General features: G+C 44.3%; 10 protein-coding genes, 1 tRNA gene and 2 rRNA genes. All 13 read left to right on the top strand.

The window, feature by feature from the left end; genetic code table 11:
* Positions 1–212: 212 nt before the first annotated feature.
* A complete protein-coding gene (gene rpmH / locus CST_RS13050) occupies positions 213–347 on the top strand; it encodes a 50S ribosomal protein L34 (RefSeq protein ID WP_015360398.1) in 135 nt (44 codons plus the stop codon).
* Positions 348–535: 188 nt separating this feature from the next.
* Entirely contained in the window at positions 536–883 is a 348-nt protein-coding gene (gene rnpA / locus CST_RS13045; RefSeq protein WP_015360397.1) for a ribonuclease P protein component, read from the top strand.
* 1 nt (position 884) lies between these two features.
* Positions 885–1,109, top strand: a complete 225-nt coding sequence (gene yidD, locus CST_RS13040; RefSeq protein ID WP_015360396.1) for a membrane protein insertion efficiency factor YidD — start codon at positions 885–887, stop codon at positions 1,107–1,109.
* Complete coding sequence (locus CST_RS13035; RefSeq protein WP_015360395.1) at positions 1,110–2,042, top strand: YidC/Oxa1 family membrane protein insertase; 933 nt, start codon at positions 1,110–1,112, stop codon at positions 2,040–2,042.
* Between the two features lie 6 nt (positions 2,043–2,048).
* Positions 2,049–2,684: an RNA-binding cell elongation regulator Jag/EloR gene (gene jag, locus CST_RS13030; protein ID WP_034843561.1), complete on the top strand. Its 636-nt coding sequence runs from the start codon at positions 2,049–2,051 to the stop codon at positions 2,682–2,684.
* A gap of 136 nt (positions 2,685–2,820) precedes the next feature.
* Positions 2,821–4,200 carry a tRNA uridine-5-carboxymethylaminomethyl(34) synthesis GTPase MnmE gene (mnmE, locus tag CST_RS13025; RefSeq protein WP_034843556.1) on the top strand — a complete coding sequence of 460 codons (1,380 nt, stop codon included), beginning with the start codon at positions 2,821–2,823 and terminating at the stop codon, positions 4,198–4,200.
* A gap of 12 nt (positions 4,201–4,212) precedes the next feature.
* Entirely contained in the window at positions 4,213–6,102 is a 1,890-nt protein-coding gene (mnmG, locus tag CST_RS13020) for a tRNA uridine-5-carboxymethylaminomethyl(34) synthesis enzyme MnmG (RefSeq protein WP_015360392.1), read from the top strand.
* Positions 6,092–6,814: a 16S rRNA (guanine(527)-N(7))-methyltransferase RsmG gene (gene rsmG / locus CST_RS13015; RefSeq protein ID WP_015360391.1), complete on the top strand. Its 723-nt coding sequence runs from the start codon at positions 6,092–6,094 to the stop codon at positions 6,812–6,814. The genes mnmG and rsmG overlap by 11 nt, the downstream gene beginning before the upstream one ends.
* Before the next feature lie 150 nt (positions 6,815–6,964).
* Positions 6,965–7,825 carry a nucleoid occlusion protein gene (noc, locus tag CST_RS13010; protein ID WP_015485194.1) on the top strand — a complete coding sequence of 287 codons (861 nt, stop codon included), beginning with the start codon at positions 6,965–6,967 and terminating at the stop codon, positions 7,823–7,825.
* A 264-nt stretch (positions 7,826–8,089) separates the two neighbouring features.
* A complete protein-coding gene (gene gyrA / locus CST_RS13005; protein ID WP_015485193.1) occupies positions 8,090–10,573 on the top strand; it encodes a DNA gyrase subunit A in 2,484 nt (827 codons plus the stop codon).
* A gap of 571 nt (positions 10,574–11,144) precedes the next feature.
* Positions 11,145–12,677, top strand: a 16S ribosomal RNA gene (locus CST_RS13000).
* Positions 12,678–12,860: 183 nt separating this feature from the next.
* Positions 12,861–12,937: transfer RNA gene (locus CST_RS12995), tRNA-Ile, on the top strand.
* A gap of 246 nt (positions 12,938–13,183) precedes the next feature.
* Positions 13,184–16,099: ribosomal RNA gene (locus tag CST_RS12990) — 23S ribosomal RNA — on the top strand.
* Together the 16S and 23S rRNA genes with 1 tRNA gene alongside form the textbook arrangement of a ribosomal RNA operon.
* The last annotated feature ends 42 nt before the right edge of the window (positions 16,100–16,141 follow it).

The following is a 16,141-nucleotide window of genomic DNA, read 5'->3' as shown; positions in this document are numbered from 1 at the left end:
ATCCGTAACTTCTTAACAAATGCCGAAATCACAAAGTTTTGTACCTAAATGTCTCTTTACCGGCAGCAACAATATATTATACACCACCTGGATTAATATTTGTATTGACGTATTTAAAATTCTTAATATATAATAGGTTATGCATGTCGCGCTAAACGGTATTTTTATTGATAAAGCAAAATATAACGCTTTTTGATTGGAGGTGCAATACGGTGAAAAGAACATATCAACCCAAGAAAAGGCAGAGAAAGGTTGAGCATGGTTTCCGCAAGAGGATGAAGACAAGAAACGGCAGAAAGGTGTTAAAGAGAAGAAGACTTAAGGGAAGAAAAAGATTAACTGCATAAGACCGCTGATACGTGGTCTTTTTTTTAAAAGTTAATAATTTTTTCTTTTTTATTGCTCTAAAGTAAATAAATGTAATAATGTATTTTAAATAAAGGAAAAGTTTGGTAGAATATAAGGGGTATAAACAGGGAACAGAGATGGAGATAATTATTTTTAAATTGAACGGGATGAAACAGTTTCGGAGAAAATGAGTAAATTAATTACAATAAAAAGTAATAGGGAATTTCAGAATGTATACAGAAAGGGTAAATACGCGGTTTCAAAATCATTAACGGTTTATATGCTGCCAAATAATTTGGATTTTAACAGGATTGGCATAACGGCAAGTAAAAATTATGGAAAAAGTGTAAAAAGGAACCGTATAAGAAGACTTATAAGGGAAAGCTACCGTGCCATTCATGAAAACCTGAAGACAGGATACGACTTTGTAATAGTGGCGAGAAAAAGAAATGAGAACGATGAACCCAATTTTCATAAAACCTACAGGGAATTGAGATATCTTTTCAAAACGCTGGATGTATTGGACAGGAAGTAATATGAAGACAGTTTTGTTATGGCTGATAAAAATGTACCAGACATATGTATCACCGCTGAAAGGAAAAAGCAGATGCAGATTTTATCCTACATGCTCAGAATATGCATATGAAGCCATAATGATTCATGGACCGCTGAAAGGACTTTTTCTTTCTGTAAAGAGAATTTTGAAATGTCATCCATTCAGTAAAGGAGGATATGACCCTGTCCCGAGGGAAGGAGAATGAATGATGTCTGATGCAATAGCCAGGGTGCTGGGCCGACTATTGTATATTATTTACAAAACAATTGCTTTTCAGAATTACGGGATTGCACTTATTTTATTTACTTTAATTGTAAAATTAATATTGTTGCCATTAACAATAAAACAGATTAGATCTTCGCAGAAAATAAGCGAAATGCAGCCGGAAATAGACAGGATCCAAAAGCGGTACAAAAATGACAAGGAGAAACTTAACCAGGAATTGGCGAAACTATACCAGGAAAAAGGCGTTAATCCGCTGAGCGGGTGTCTTCCGTTGTTTATTCAGTTTCCCATTATTGTGGCCCTTTATTATACAATTCGCAAACCCCTTACATATATGTTAGGGTGGACGAAGGAATTTATCGGGAATATTATTATTAAAATAATGGAGATTCAGCCGCAGTTTTTTCAGGGAAGTCAGTATTCCTTTATAAACCAGTTTGAAAGTGTAAAATCAGATCCTGTGGCTGTGGCTAACCTGTTTGAAAGAAATCCGTACTTTGAAATAAATGTAGTGGATGCAATAAATACCATTCCTGAACTGATGGGGGAAGGAATAGAGAAAATAAGCCTTAATTTTCTGGGAATATTTAATCTTGGTGTAAAGCCGACCTATGACTTTAATTTGATTTTCCAAAATCCTGGACTGTATTTACCGGCTTTGTTCATGGTATTGCTTGCGGTGGCAACTACATTTTTATCAACCAAACTGTCAATGAAACAGATGAACCAGAATTCAAATTCACAGGTAGCCCAGACTAACAATACATTATTGTATTTTGGGCCTATAATGACATTGATTATTGGTTTTCAGGCCCCGGTGGGGTTGGCATTATACTGGACTGTAAGCAATTTGTTCCAAATGGCTCAGCAGTACTTTTTGGACAAATATGTCTATAAAAAGAAGGAGGAATAGCCGGTGCTGGAATATGTTGAAAAAGTTGGGAAAACGGTTGAGGCTGCAATAGAAGAAGCTTTACAGGAGCTTAACATAGAAGAAAAAGATGCAGAGATTCAGATAATAGATGAAGGAAGTAAGGGACTTTTCGGATTAATCGGCGGAAGAAATGCGGTAGTACGGGTTTGGAGAAAAATTGATTATAATAAAATAGTCAGGGATTTTCTTGAGCCTGTTTTCAATGCATTGGGAATTGAAGGAGACCTGGATGTTACGGTTGGGGAAGACAGCATAAATGTTAAGGTAAATGCCGAAGATACTGGTATTTTAATTGGAAGACGAGGAGAGACTCTTGATGCGCTGCAGTACTTGTTGGGGCTTGTGGTGAATAAGTCCAGCGGTAAGTTTATCAGAGTGATTTTCGATGTTGGCAATTACCGCGAAAAAAGGGAAGAAACACTTGAAAAACTGGCAAGAAAGCTTGCAAGCAGGGTGGTAAAGAGTAAAAAGAGCATAACCCTTGAGCCAATGAATCCGTACGAACGGCGGATTATACACTCAACTCTGCAGAACTACAGGAACGTTGAAACATACAGTATAGGTGATGAGCCGAACAGAAAAGTTGTAATAAGGTATAAAAGAGAGCCTAAACAGGTATAAAAATATTGTGAAGTAAAGATGGACGATGGGAAGACCATTGTCCATTTTTAATACAGTGGAAATTAATTGTTTTAAGTGCTAAAATATAGCCTGCTGAAAAGAACAGGTGGTGATTTAAATATATAGAAATACGGATATTCGTGATAATGATACAATTGCTGCCGTGGCAACGGCTGTTGGAAACGCAGGGATATCAATCATCAGAATGAGCGGAAGTGAAGCTTTCAACATAGCTTCAAAAATTTTTAAAGGGAAGGGTAACTTTATGGAATATCCTTCTCATACAATTCGCTATGGAAAAATTGTGGATCCGGAAACCAATGAAGTTATAGACGAAGTTTTGGTTTCAAAAATGGCTGCTCCGAAAACATATACCACTGAAGACGTGGTGGAGATAAACTGCCACGGTGGTTTTGTAACCGCCAGAAGAATTCTCGACTTACTGTTCAGACTGGGGGCAAGGCCTGCTGAACCGGGAGAGTTTACGAAAAGGGCTTTTATTAACGGGCGTATAGATTTGGTCCAGGCAGAAGCCATAATGGACCTGATAGGAGCGGTTACTGAAAAGAGTTCTAAAGCTGCGGTTATGCAGCTTGAGGGAAGACTTTCGGAAAAACTAAACAAGATACGTGAAAGCCTCGTAAATATCCTTGCAAAAATAGAAGTCAACCTGGATTATCCTGAATATGATTTTGAAGAAGTTACAACAAGAGAGTGCGTTCAGGTGATAAACAGTATAAAAGGGGATTTGAAGACCCTGATAGAAAGCTTTGATTACGGAAAGGTGTTAAGAGAAGGATTGAACGTGGCAATTATAGGAAAACCTAATGCGGGAAAATCTTCACTCTTAAACAGGCTTTCGGGGAAGAACAGGGCTATTGTAACCGATATTCCGGGAACGACCAGAGATATTCTGGAGGAGTATGTAAACATCCAGGGACTTCCTGTTAGACTGCTGGACACGGCAGGGTTAAGGGAAACCACTGATGTAGTGGAGAAAATTGGGGTTGAAAAAGCCCTTGAAGTTATAGATACGGCGGATTTAATAATTTTTATGCTTGATGCCCAGACAGGATTTGAAAAAGAAGACAGGGATATCCTTGAAAAGATCAGAAGGTATTATTCAAAAGTCCTGTATGTGGTAAACAAAACCGACAGGCCCGATAAGGAAAAGCTTGAGGAAATTCGGAGAATAATACCCGAAACTATTGAAATTTCGGTTCTTGAGGATTATGGAATAGATAATCTGGAAAAAGCGATTCTTGAATTTGTAAACAAAGCAAGAATAGATACCGACAACCAGATTATTGTAACAAATGCAAGGCATAAAAAGCTTTTAAACGAAGCGCTGGAAAATCTCAATTCTGCTGTTTCGGCGGCAGAAAACGGAATGACTCTTGATTTGATTTCTATGGATATAAAAAATGCTGCCGAGAAAATCGGCTTTATTACAGGACATGAAGTTACCGAAGAAGTTGTAATGAATATTTTTGAAAATTTTTGTATTGGTAAGTAAGAGGGATTTTCAATGGGATTTGTACATGAAGCGTATGACGTTATAGTCATAGGGGCAGGGCATGCCGGTTGTGAGGCTGCTCTTGCGGCAGCGCGCATGGGCGCAAAAACCGCGATATTTACAATGAACCTCGACAGTATTGCGAATATGCCCTGTAATCCTTCCATTGGAGGAACGGCAAAAGGGCATCTGGTCAGGGAAATAGATGCGCTGGGCGGTGAAATGGGAAAGTGTGCCGACAAGACCCTGATTCAGTCAAGAATTCTTAACCGGGCAAAGGGCCCCGCCGTTTACTCATTAAGGGCGCAGATTGACCGGCGTTCTTATCAGCGGGAGATGAAGCATACTCTGGAATGCCAGGAAAATCTTCATCTGTGCCAGGCGGAAGTAGTGGATATAGTTATAAGAAACAATAAAGTTGAAGGCGTAATCACCCATATAGGGTCGTTCTTTCCTGCAAAAGCTGTTGTTTTGACAACAGGTACTTACCTTAAGGGAAAAATTATAATAGGGGATGTTTCATACGAATCCGGGCCGGATGGTTTACTTCCGTCAAACAGGCTGTCTGAAAGTCTTAAAAAATACGGGATACAGTTAAGAAGGTTTAAAACGGGGACACCTCCGAGAATAAACCGAAGAAGTATTGATTTTTCAAAAATGATCGTCCAGCCCGGTGATGATCCGATCGTTCCGTTCTCTTTCGAAACCCAGAAAATTGAAAGGGAACAGGTTCCGTGCTATTTAATATATTCAACCGAGGAAACCCACAGGATAGTGCGGGAAAATCTTCACAGATCACCGCTTTACAGCGGGAAGATTGAGGGAATAGGCCCGAGGTACTGCCCTTCTTTTGAGGACAAAATTGTAAAGTTTGCCGACAAGGAGCGGCATCAGATCTTTGTAGAACCGATGGGACTGGACACAGAAGAAATTTATCTGCAGGGATTTTCCACAAGCATGCCTGAAGATGTCCAGCATGCGATGGTAAGAAGCCTTCCCGGGCTTGAAAATGCCCAGATTATGAGATATGCCTACGCGATTGAATATGACTGCATAGATCCCACTTGTCTTAAATTATCGCTGGAATTCAAAGATATAGAAGGGCTTTTTTCTGCAGGACAGATAAACGGCAGTTCGGGGTATGAGGAAGCGGCGGCACAGGGAATTATTGCAGGTATAAACGCAGCTTTAAAGGTACAGGGCAAGGAACCGTTAATACTTGACAGATCCCAGGCATATATTGGTGTTTTAATTGACGATCTGGTGACAAAGGGAACAAACGAACCGTACCGTATGATGACTTCGCGCGCAGAATACCGTCTGCATCTGAGGCAGGACAACGCTGACGCGCGCCTGACTCCGATAGGGTACAAACTTGGGCTTATCAGTGAGGAAAGATACCAAAGATTTCTTGAAAAGCAGAAAGCAATAGAGGATGAAATAGAAAGGCTTAAGAGAAAAATAGTTCCTCCAAGTGATGAAGTTAATGAATTTCTGGACAAATATAACAGTTCCAGGATAAAAAGCGGCGTCAAACTTTATGATTTACTGAAAAGGCCGGAAATCACATATGATATTTTGAAGGAAATTGACAGGGATATGCCTGATCTTCCCAAACCTGTGACAGAGGAAGTGGCTATCCGTATTAAATATGAGGGATATATTGCAAAGCAGATGCAGCAGATAGAGCAGTTCAAGAAGATGGAGGAAAGGTTGTTACCCGAGGATATAAATTATGAGGAAATTCATGGCCTCAGACTGGAAGCAAGGCAAAAACTGTCAAAATACAGACCGAGATCATTGGGACAGGCATCCAGGATATCAGGTGTTTCTCCGGCGGATATATCGGTTCTTGTTATTTATCTGAATGCGAGAAAAGGGAGAAGCGACAATGAAGGCTGAAAATACCGAAATTCTGATTAACGGTTTTGGCTTGTTCGGCATTGAGATCAATGAGGATCAAATAAATGTTTTCAGCAAATATTTTGATATGCTTATTGAATGGAATGAAAAAATTAATTTGACAGCAATAGTTGACGAAAGGGAAGCAGTTATAAAGCATTTTGTTGATTCGGTTTCGGTTATTCCTTTTTTCCCTGAAAATGCATCAAGCCTTATAGATGTGGGAACCGGGGCGGGTTTTCCCGGCATTCCCATAAAAATTGTAAGAAACGATATTAACGTTACCCTTCTGGATTCTCTTGAAAAGAGAGTACGTTTTTTGAACGCCGTAATAAAGGAAACAGGCCTGACAGGAATTGACGCATTTCATGGCAGGGCTGAAGACTTCGGACGGGACGAAAAATTCAGGGAACGTTATGATATTGGTATTGCCCGGGCTGTATCCTCATTACCCGTATTATGTGAATATGTCATGCCCTTTGTGCGCGTAGGCGGATATTTCATTGCGATGAAGGGTGCGAATGTCATGGATGAACTTGCGGAAAGCAAAAAGGCCGTATCTGTTCTTGGTGGAGAAATAGAAGAGGTGAAGAATTTTACATTACCTTTTGATAATTTGGAACGAAATGTAGTTTTGATAAAAAAATTAAGACAAACACCGACAGGTTACCCGAGGAAGAGCGGCAAACCTGCAAAATCACCTATTAAATAACCTCGAAATCCTTTATTTTCAAGGGTTTTATGCGATCGATTCTTTTTTTTGAAAAAAGGAAATGTAAAGTCAGCGGCGAATAAAGACCTATAGGTAGTTACCAAAAATTTTCATATTAACAAAAGAAAATTTAGTAAGGAAGGTGCCGTTATGACTTTACATGAGAGATTGCTTTTTAATCGATCCGAAAAAAAGTCCGATCAGAAAAAAATAACTTATATTCCCATTGATAAAATAAGACCAAATCCGTATCAGCCCAGAAGAAATTTTGACCAGGCTTCTCTTGAGGAACTATGTAATTCCATTAAGGAATACGGCGTAATTCAGCCGATAAATGTTCGCAAAACACCGTCAAATTATTACGAGCTTGTATCGGGCGAAAGAAGGCTCAGGGCCTCCATAATGGCAGGCCTGAAAGAGATACCTGCAATCATTATTGACGTAAATGAGGATGATTTGGCAATAATGGCCTTAATAGAAAACCTGCAGCGGGAAGACCTTGGATATTGGGAAGAAGCGGAAGGCTACAGAAACCTTATAAAAGAACATGGACTGACGCAGGAAGAACTGGCTCAGAAACTGGGAAAAAGCCAGTCTACAATAGCCAATAAAATTAGATTATTGAGACTTTCACCGATGGTAAGGAAAATCCTTACCGACCATAAACTTACCGAGCGCCACGCAAGGGCTTTACTGAAACTGCCGGATGAACAGCTTCAGCTTAAAGTTCTTCAGAAAGTAATTGAAAAAGATCTGAATGTGAAAAAGACAGAAGAACTTGTACAAAAGGTTCTTGACAAATATACAAATCCCCAGGTACAGGACAATGAGAAGAAAATCAGCCACATGATTAAGGATATAAGGATATTTGTCAACACAATAAAACAGGCGATTGAAATGATGAAGAAAGCGGGCGTAAATGCGAAAGCAGCGCAGATAGACAGGGGAGAATTCGTTGAATTTATCGTAAGAATTCCGAAAAAGGATCATTCCCTGAAAAAGGCACAATGATACGTTAGGTGAAAAAACAGGTATATATGGTCTTTGAAAGAGGCACTTCCAATTCCGCTGGAAGTGCTTTTATGCTTTATTACAATATAACGGGGTGTAGACAGAAAATTAAAACTTTATTAAAATAGGAGAAGATGTGTAAATGTGATTGCCATTATACAAATATTGTGGGAAAAATTTCTATATCAGTAAGAAATATCTTGCATAAACCATTCATGCCCGGTTTTGCAGATTAAAATCTCATTTGGAAGGGAGCTCATTTTAATGTCGGACATCAAGAATTCTCCGGAAAATATGGAAAGTGGCATTATACCGGTTGATATTGAAGCCGAAATGAAACAATCTTTTATTGATTACGCAATGAGCGTAATCGTAGACAGAGCGCTGCCCGATATCAGAGACGGCCTGAAACCGGTACACAGAAGAATACTTTACACTATGCATATTTCCGGATTTACACCAGATAAACCTTACAGAAAATCGGTTGCGACGGTCGGTGAAACGTTGAAAAGCTTTCACCCTCATGGAGATGCTGCGGTTTATGACAGCCTTGTAAGGCTTGCCCAGGATTTTACAATGAGATATCCTCTTATTGACGGCCATGGCAATTTCGGTTCGATAGACGGTGATGCTCCGGCTGCAATGAGGTACACCGAGGCCAGGCTCCAGAAAATTGCGTTGGAGATGTTAAGGGATATAAACAAGGATGCCGTTGATTTTAAACCGAATTTTGATGATCATGATGTGGAGCCTGTTGTACTGCCTTCCAGATTTCCAAACTTGCTGGTTAACGGTTCGTCGGGTATAGCGGTTGGAATGGCTACAAATATACCGCCCCATAATTTGTGCGAGGCTATAGACGCAATTGTTTATATGATAGATCATCCTGATGCCGATATTCCCGAACTGATGGAATACATCAAGGGTCCCGATTTCCCGACCGGCGGTATAATCATTGGAAAAAAGGGGATTTACGATGCGTATACCACCGGCAAAGGTCGCATTATTGTAAGGGCCGTTACCGAAATAGAAACATATTCGGGAAACAGGCAAAGAATAGTTGTAACTGAGCTTCCGTACCAGGTCAATAAGGCAAGGCTTCTTGAGAAAATTGCAAGTCTTGTTAAGGAAAAACGTATAGAAGGTATTTCGGATTTGAGGGACGAATCCGACAGGGAAGGAATACGTATTGTCATAGAATTGAAAAAAGATACCAATGCAAATGTAGTGTTGAATCAATTGTTCGTTAATACTCAGCTTCAGGATACTTTCAATGTGAATATGCTTGCCCTTATTCAGCTGCCTGACGGGAAGTTTGAACCGAAAGTAGTAAACCTTAAGGAAATGATTTATTATTATATTCAGCACCAGCGGGACGTGATAAGGCGCAGGACAAAGTATGACCTGGAAAAAGCCGAAGCAAGGGCACATATATTGGAAGGTCTTAAAATAGCGTTGGACCATCTGGATGAGGTTATAAACATAATCCGCCAGTCGCATACTGAAAACCAGGCTAAAGAAAAACTTACGGAACGGTTCGGGCTTAGTGAGAAACAGTCCCAGGCGATTGTAGACATGAGACTGGGACGTCTTACGGCCCTGGAACGGGAAAAAATTGAAGAGGAATACAATGAACTGCTTAAAGAAATAGCACATTATAGGGAAATTCTTGAAAAACCTGAGCTGGTAGACGCCATTATCAAGGAAGAGCTTATTGAAATCAGGAATAAATACGGTGATGAAAGGCGCACAAAAATAACCAATGACGATGAGGATATTGTCATCGAGGATTTAATTGACAACACCGACATAGTAATCACTCTTACCCATTACGGGTATATCAAAAGAACTTCGGTGGATGAGTATAAAATTCAGAAACGCGGCGGAAGGGGAGTTATGGGCCTCACTACACGGGAAGATGACTTTGTTACAAGCATATATACCGCCACAACTCATCATTTGCTGCTTTTCTTTACAAACAGAGGCAAGGTATATAAGTTGCGTGCATGGGACATCCCCGAGGCCGGCCGTCATGCAAAAGGAACCGCCATTGTAAATCTCCTTGAACTGGAGCCCGGTGAGAAGGTATCAGCCGTTATTCCAATCACCGGTGAAGAAAAGGATATGTTCCTGTTTATGGCAACCCGTCAGGGTATGGTTAAGAAAACGCCGCTTGAGCAGTTTGAAAACATACGGAAAGGCGGTTTGATTGCGGTAACGCTGAAAGAAGGGGATGAACTGATTGAGGTCCGCCTGACTGACGGCAATGACGATGTCATATTGATCACGAAAAACGGTATGTCCATTCGCTTCCCTGAAAGCGATGTCCGTCCGATGGGAAGGAATTCACAGGGAGTAATAGGCATAAAACTGAGTGACGACGATGAAGTGATATCCATGCTCAGATACACTGAAAACACCACATTACTTGTCGTAACCGAAAACGGTTTCGGAAAAAGAACAGACATAGAAGAATACAAGGTTCAGAACAGGGGAGGAAAAGGAATTCTTACGTATAAAGTAACCGAAAAAACAGGTTTTGTTGTTGGTGCAAAATTGGTTGATGATCAGGATGATATTTTACTTGTTAATACCGATGGAAACATAATTCGCCTACATGTAGGTGAAATAAGCATATTAAGCCGTGTTACCCAGGGCGTGACTTTGATGAAGACGGCAGAAGGAAGCAAGGTTGTTTCTGTTGCCCGCATAACCAGAGAAATGAATGATGATGACGAGGAAGAATAGTATAAATTATGAAAGACCCCATCAATTCAAAAGTGATGGGGTTTTGTTTTCAGAATTTAAATAAAGACAGAATAAATTTACCGTTGATTTGTATAATATTTTTATGGCGTTTTTGTAAATTTTACTGTCGTCTAAATTATTGACAAACCTTCGGACAAGTGGTAAGATGAAAAAGCTGTCGCTGACGAAAAGCGGAGCAGCGGGATTGAAAACGAAATACATTAAAGGAAAGACAATTTAGCGTATTCGCAAGAGACAGAAAATGGTAAACATAAAGGCTTGACAAAACATAAAGGATATGTTAAATTAAAAATCCCGTTGCTGAGGCGGCGGAAGCGAAGAATATCACGAAAAGTTAACATAAAGCACTTGACAAAAGATAAGAGACGTGATAAACTAAGAATCCGCCACGGGGAAGACGGCGAAGGCAAGGACAGCGGAAGTGGCAGAGCCGACGGGTAGTTGGAACCGGACATTGAAAATTGAACAGTGCAAGACGAATCCGTTAAGAACTTTGAGACTCTGTGTAACAGAGCTAGAGGGAAACCATCGGATTAGACGGTAAGAAGTTTAATTTGAGGGTTTGATCCTGGCTCAGGACGAACGCTGGCGGCGTGCCTAACACATGCAAGTCGAACGGGATCCGTGTTACGGAGGTCTTTGGACCGAAGTGGCATGGTGAGAGTGGCGGACGGGCGAGTAACGCGTGAGCAACCTGCCCTATGCTGGGGGATAACACCGGGAAACCGGTGCTAATACCGCATAAGACCACAGTGACGCATGTCACAGTGGTAAAAGCTGAGGCGGCATAGGATGGGCTCGCGTCCGATTAGCTAGTTGGTAGGGTAACGGCCTACCAAGGCGACGATCGGTAGCCGGACTGAGAGGTTGGCCGGCCGCATTGGGACTGAGACACGGCCCAGACTCCTACGGGAGGCAGCAGTGGGGAATATTGCGCAATGGGGGAAACCCTGACGCAGCGACGCCGCGTGGAGGAAGAAGGCCTTTGGGTTGTAAACTCCTTTGATCGGGGACGAAGATGACGGTACCCGAAGAACAAGCCACGGCTAACTACGTGCCAGCAGCCGCGGTAATACGTAGGTGGCGAGCGTTGTCCGGAATTACTGGGTGTAAAGGGCGTGTAGGCGGGGTGCCAAGTCAGGTGTGAAATACCGGGGCTTAACCTCGGGGGTGCATCTGAAACTGGTGCTCTTGAGTGCCGGAGAGGAAAGCGGAATTCCCAGTGTAGCGGTGAAATGCGTAGATATTGGGAGGAACACCAGTGGCGAAGGCGGCTTTCTGGACGGTAACTGACGCTGAGGCGCGAAAGCGTGGGGAGCAAACAGGATTAGATACCCTGGTAGTCCACGCTGTAAACGATGGATACTAGGTGTAGGAGGTATCGACCCCTTCTGTGCCGTAGTTAACACAATAAGTATCCCACCTGGGGAGTACGGCCGCAAGGCTGAAACTCAAAGGAATTGACGGGGGCCCGCACAAGCAGTGGAGCATGTGGTTTAATTCGAAGCAACGCGAAGAACCTTACCAGGGCTTGACATCCCCCTGACGGATGTAGAGATACATCTTCTCCGCAAGGAGCAGGGGAGACAGGTGGTGCATGGTTGTCGTCAGCTCGTGTCGTGAGATGTTGGGTTAAGTCCCGCAACGAGCGCAACCCTTGTCGTTAGTTGCCAGCAGTAAGATGGGCACTCTAACGAGACTGCCGGCGAGAAGTCGGAGGAAGGTGGGGATGACGTCAAATCATCATGCCCCTTATGTCCTGGGCTACACACGTGCTACAATGGCGACTACAGAGGGAAGCAAATCCGCGAGGAGGAGCAAATCCCGAAAGGTCGTCCCAGTTCGGATTGCAGGCTGCAACTCGCCTGCATGAAGCCGGAATTGCTAGTAATGGCAGGTCAGCATACTGCCGTGAATACGTTCCCGGGCCTTGTACACACCGCCCGTCACACCATGAGAGCTGGCAACACCCGAAGCCGGTAGCCTAACCGAGAGGGGGGCGCCGTCGAAGGTGGGGTCAGTGATTGGGGTGAAGTCGTAACAAGGTAGCCGTATCGGAAGGTGCGGCTGGATCACCTCCTTTCTAAGGGGACAGGCTTACTGCTAAAAGCAGTAAAGCCAATCCAGGTCGGTCGGGTTCGTCAATGCACTGTTTAATTTCCAGTGTCCGGTATAAAAGTGTTTGGACATTGGTTTTAGCGGGTATTATATATTGACAACATAAGATAAAGATGATATAATTTATATCCGCGATTGGATAAATAATGGGCTCATAGCTCAGACGGTTAGAGCGCACGCCTGATAAGCGTGAGGTCGATGGTTCGATTCCATTTGAGCCCACCATATCCGAAATTTATTACAAAGACCAGGGACCAAATCAAAACTTCAATGGTATAACAGTAACGGGAACCTGGTATTTGTAACCAATAGATATTAAGTACCTTGAAAACTGTATAATGCTGAAGCTGGTGGTAACGAGCGGAGGTAACGGAGCCTGAGAAGGTGAAGTTACGGAAGCGAGTTACAATTTCTTAGGGAAGACCGCTCACTTGGGGGTTGATTAGACAACCCTGAAGAGAAGGCCGAAGAGGTCAAGCTACTAAGAGCACAGGGTGGATGCCTAGGCACCAGGAGCCGATGAAGGACGTGGTAAGCTGCGAAAAGCTGCGGTGAGGCGCAAACAGCCGTTGACCCGCAGATGTCCGAATGGGGGAACCCACCTGAGGTAAATGCTCAGGTATCCGTACATGAATACATAGTGTACGGAGGGGAGACGCAGGGAACTGAAACATCTAAGTACCTGCAGGAAAAGAAATCAACCGAGATTCCGCGAGTAGTGGCGAGCGAAAGCGGAGGAGGCCAAACCGTATGAGGTAACTCATGCGGGGTTGTGGACTGGCATAATGATCGCGGAGCATAGCAGAATGAGCGGCTGGAAAGCCGAGACCGTAGAGGGTAACAGTCCCGTATGCGAAATGCGAAGCGACAGGCCAGGATCCGGAGTACCACGAGGCACGAGGAACCTTGTGGGAAGCAGGGGGGACCACCCTCCAAGCCTAAATACTACCTGGTGACCGATAGTGGAGGAGTACCGTGAGGGAAAGGTGAAAAGAACCCCGGGAGGGGAGTGAAAGAGAACCTGAAACCCTGTGTTTACAAGCAGTCGGAGAGCGTTAAAGCTCGACGGCGTACTTTTTGTAGAACGGTCCGGCGAGTTACATTGCAAGGCGAGGTTAAGTACCTTAAGGTACGGAGCCGAAGGGAAACCGAGTCCGAATAGGGCGTATAGTCTTGCGGTGTAGACCCGAAACCGGGTGACCTACCCATGACCAGGTTGAAGCGGGAGTAAAGTCTCGTGGAGGACCGAACCCACTGACGTTGAAAAGTCATGGGATGAGTTGTGGGTAGCGGTGAAATTCCAATCGAACCCGGAGATAGCTGGTTCTCCCCGAAATAGCTTTAGGGCTAGCCTCAGGTTAGTCTATCGGAGGTAAAGCACTGACTGGACTAGGGGCCTTACCGGGTTACCGAATCCTATCAAACTCTGAATGCCGAATAGACGATGCCTGGGAGTCAGACTATGGGGGATAAGCTTCATAGTCGAGAGGGGAACAGCCCAGACCGCCGACTAAGGTCCCAAAATCACAGCTAAGTGGGAAAGGATGTGGGCTTGCTAAGACAACTAGGATGTTGGCTTAGAAGCAGCCATTCATTCAAAGAGTGCGTAACAGCTCACTAGTCGAGTGAGCCTGCGCCGAAAATTTAACGGGGCTAAGCTGTGTACCGAAGTTGCGGATCCAGAGATGGGTGGTAGGGGAGCGTAGTGTACGGGCAGAAGCATGACCGAAAGGACATGTGGACCGTACAGTAGTGAGAATGCCGGAATGAGTAGCGAAAGTGAAGTGAGAATCTTAACCGCCGAAAGTCTAAGGTTTCCTGGGGAAGGCTCGTCCGCCCAGGGTAAGTCGGGACCTAAGCCGAGGCCGGAAGGCGTAGGCGATGGACAACAGGTTGAAATTCCTGTACCACCGTTACCCGATTGAGAGAAGGGGTGACGCAGGGAGATAGAGTGAGCGAGCTGATGGAATAGCTCGTCCAAAGGGAATAGGTAGTCCGGTAGGCAAATCCGCCGGACGTTCCGAAGCCCTGAAGGGGAGGGAAAATAAAGTACCGAAGCACTCGACTCTGCACTGACAAGAAAAGCCTCTATCGAGGGTAAAGGTGCCCGTACCGCAAACCGACACAGGTAGACGAGGAGAGAATCCTAAGGCGAGCGGGAGAAGCGTTGTTAAGGAACTCGGCAAATTGACCCCGTAAGTTCGCGAGAAGGGGTGCTCGAAGGTGAAAGCCGGAGAGCCGCAGAGAAATGGCCCAAGCAACTGTTTACCAAAAACACAGGTCTCTGCCAAATCGAAAGATGAGGTATAGGGGCTGACGCCTGCCCGGTGCTGGAAGGTTACGGGGAACCGTTAGCGGAAACGCGAAGCGGTGAACTTAAGCCCCAGTAAACGGCGGCCGTAACTATAACGGTCCTAAGGTAGCGAAATTCCTTGTCGGGTAAGTTCCGACCCGCACGAATGGCGTAATGACTTGGGCACTGTCTCGACAACGCGCCCGGTGAAATTGTAGTACTCGTGAAGATGCGAGTTACCCGCGACTAGACGGAAAGACCCCATGGAGCTTTACTGTAGCCTGATACTGTATTTCGATATCTCATGTACAGGATAGGAGGGAGGCTGAGAAGCCGGGACGCCAGTTCTGGTGGAGCCGACGGTGGGATACCTCTCTTGAGATATTGAAGTACTAACCAGATACCATGAAACTGGTATTGGGACACTGTCAGGTGGGCAGTTTGACTGGGGCGGTCGCCTCCCAAAGGGTAACGGAGGCGCCCAAAGGTTACCTCAGCACGGTTGGAAATCGTGCGAAGAGTGTAAAGGCATAAGGTAGCCTGACTGTGAGACAGACGTGTCGAGCAGGCACGAAAGTGGGGCTTAGTGATCCGGCGGTAGAGAGTGGAACTTGCCGTCGCTCAACGGATAAAAGCTACCCTGGGGATAACAGGCTTATCTCCCCCAAGAGTCCACATCGACGGGGAGGTTTGGCACCTCGATGTCGGCTCATCGCATCCTGGAGCTGAATTCGGTTCCAAGGGTTCGGCTGTTCGCCGATTAAAGCGGTACGCGAGCTGGGTTCAGAACGTCGTGAGACAGTTCGGTCCCTATCTGTCGCGGGCGTAGGATATTTGAAGGGAGCTGTCCCTAGTACGAGAGGACCGGGATGGACGAACCTCTGGTGCACCAGTTGTCACGCCAGTGGCACAGCTGGGTAGCCAAGTTCGGAAGGGATAAACGCTGAAGGCATCTAAGCGTGAAGCCCCCCCTAAGATGAGATATCCCACCGAAAGGGTAAGACCCCATGTAGACTACATGGTAGATAGGCCAGGGGTGTAAGTGCAGCGATGCACTGAGCTGACTGGTACTAATAGGTCGAGGGCTTGACCAAAGAAGGCTTTCCGAGGAAGCCGGCGGTAGGCATTATACAGTT

This window comes from Thermoclostridium stercorarium subsp. stercorarium DSM 8532 (assembly GCF_000331995.1).
Lineage (GTDB): Bacteria > Bacillota > Clostridia > DSM-8532 > DSM-8532 > Thermoclostridium > Thermoclostridium stercorarium.
This window is presented reverse-complemented; position numbering and strand designations above follow the sequence as displayed.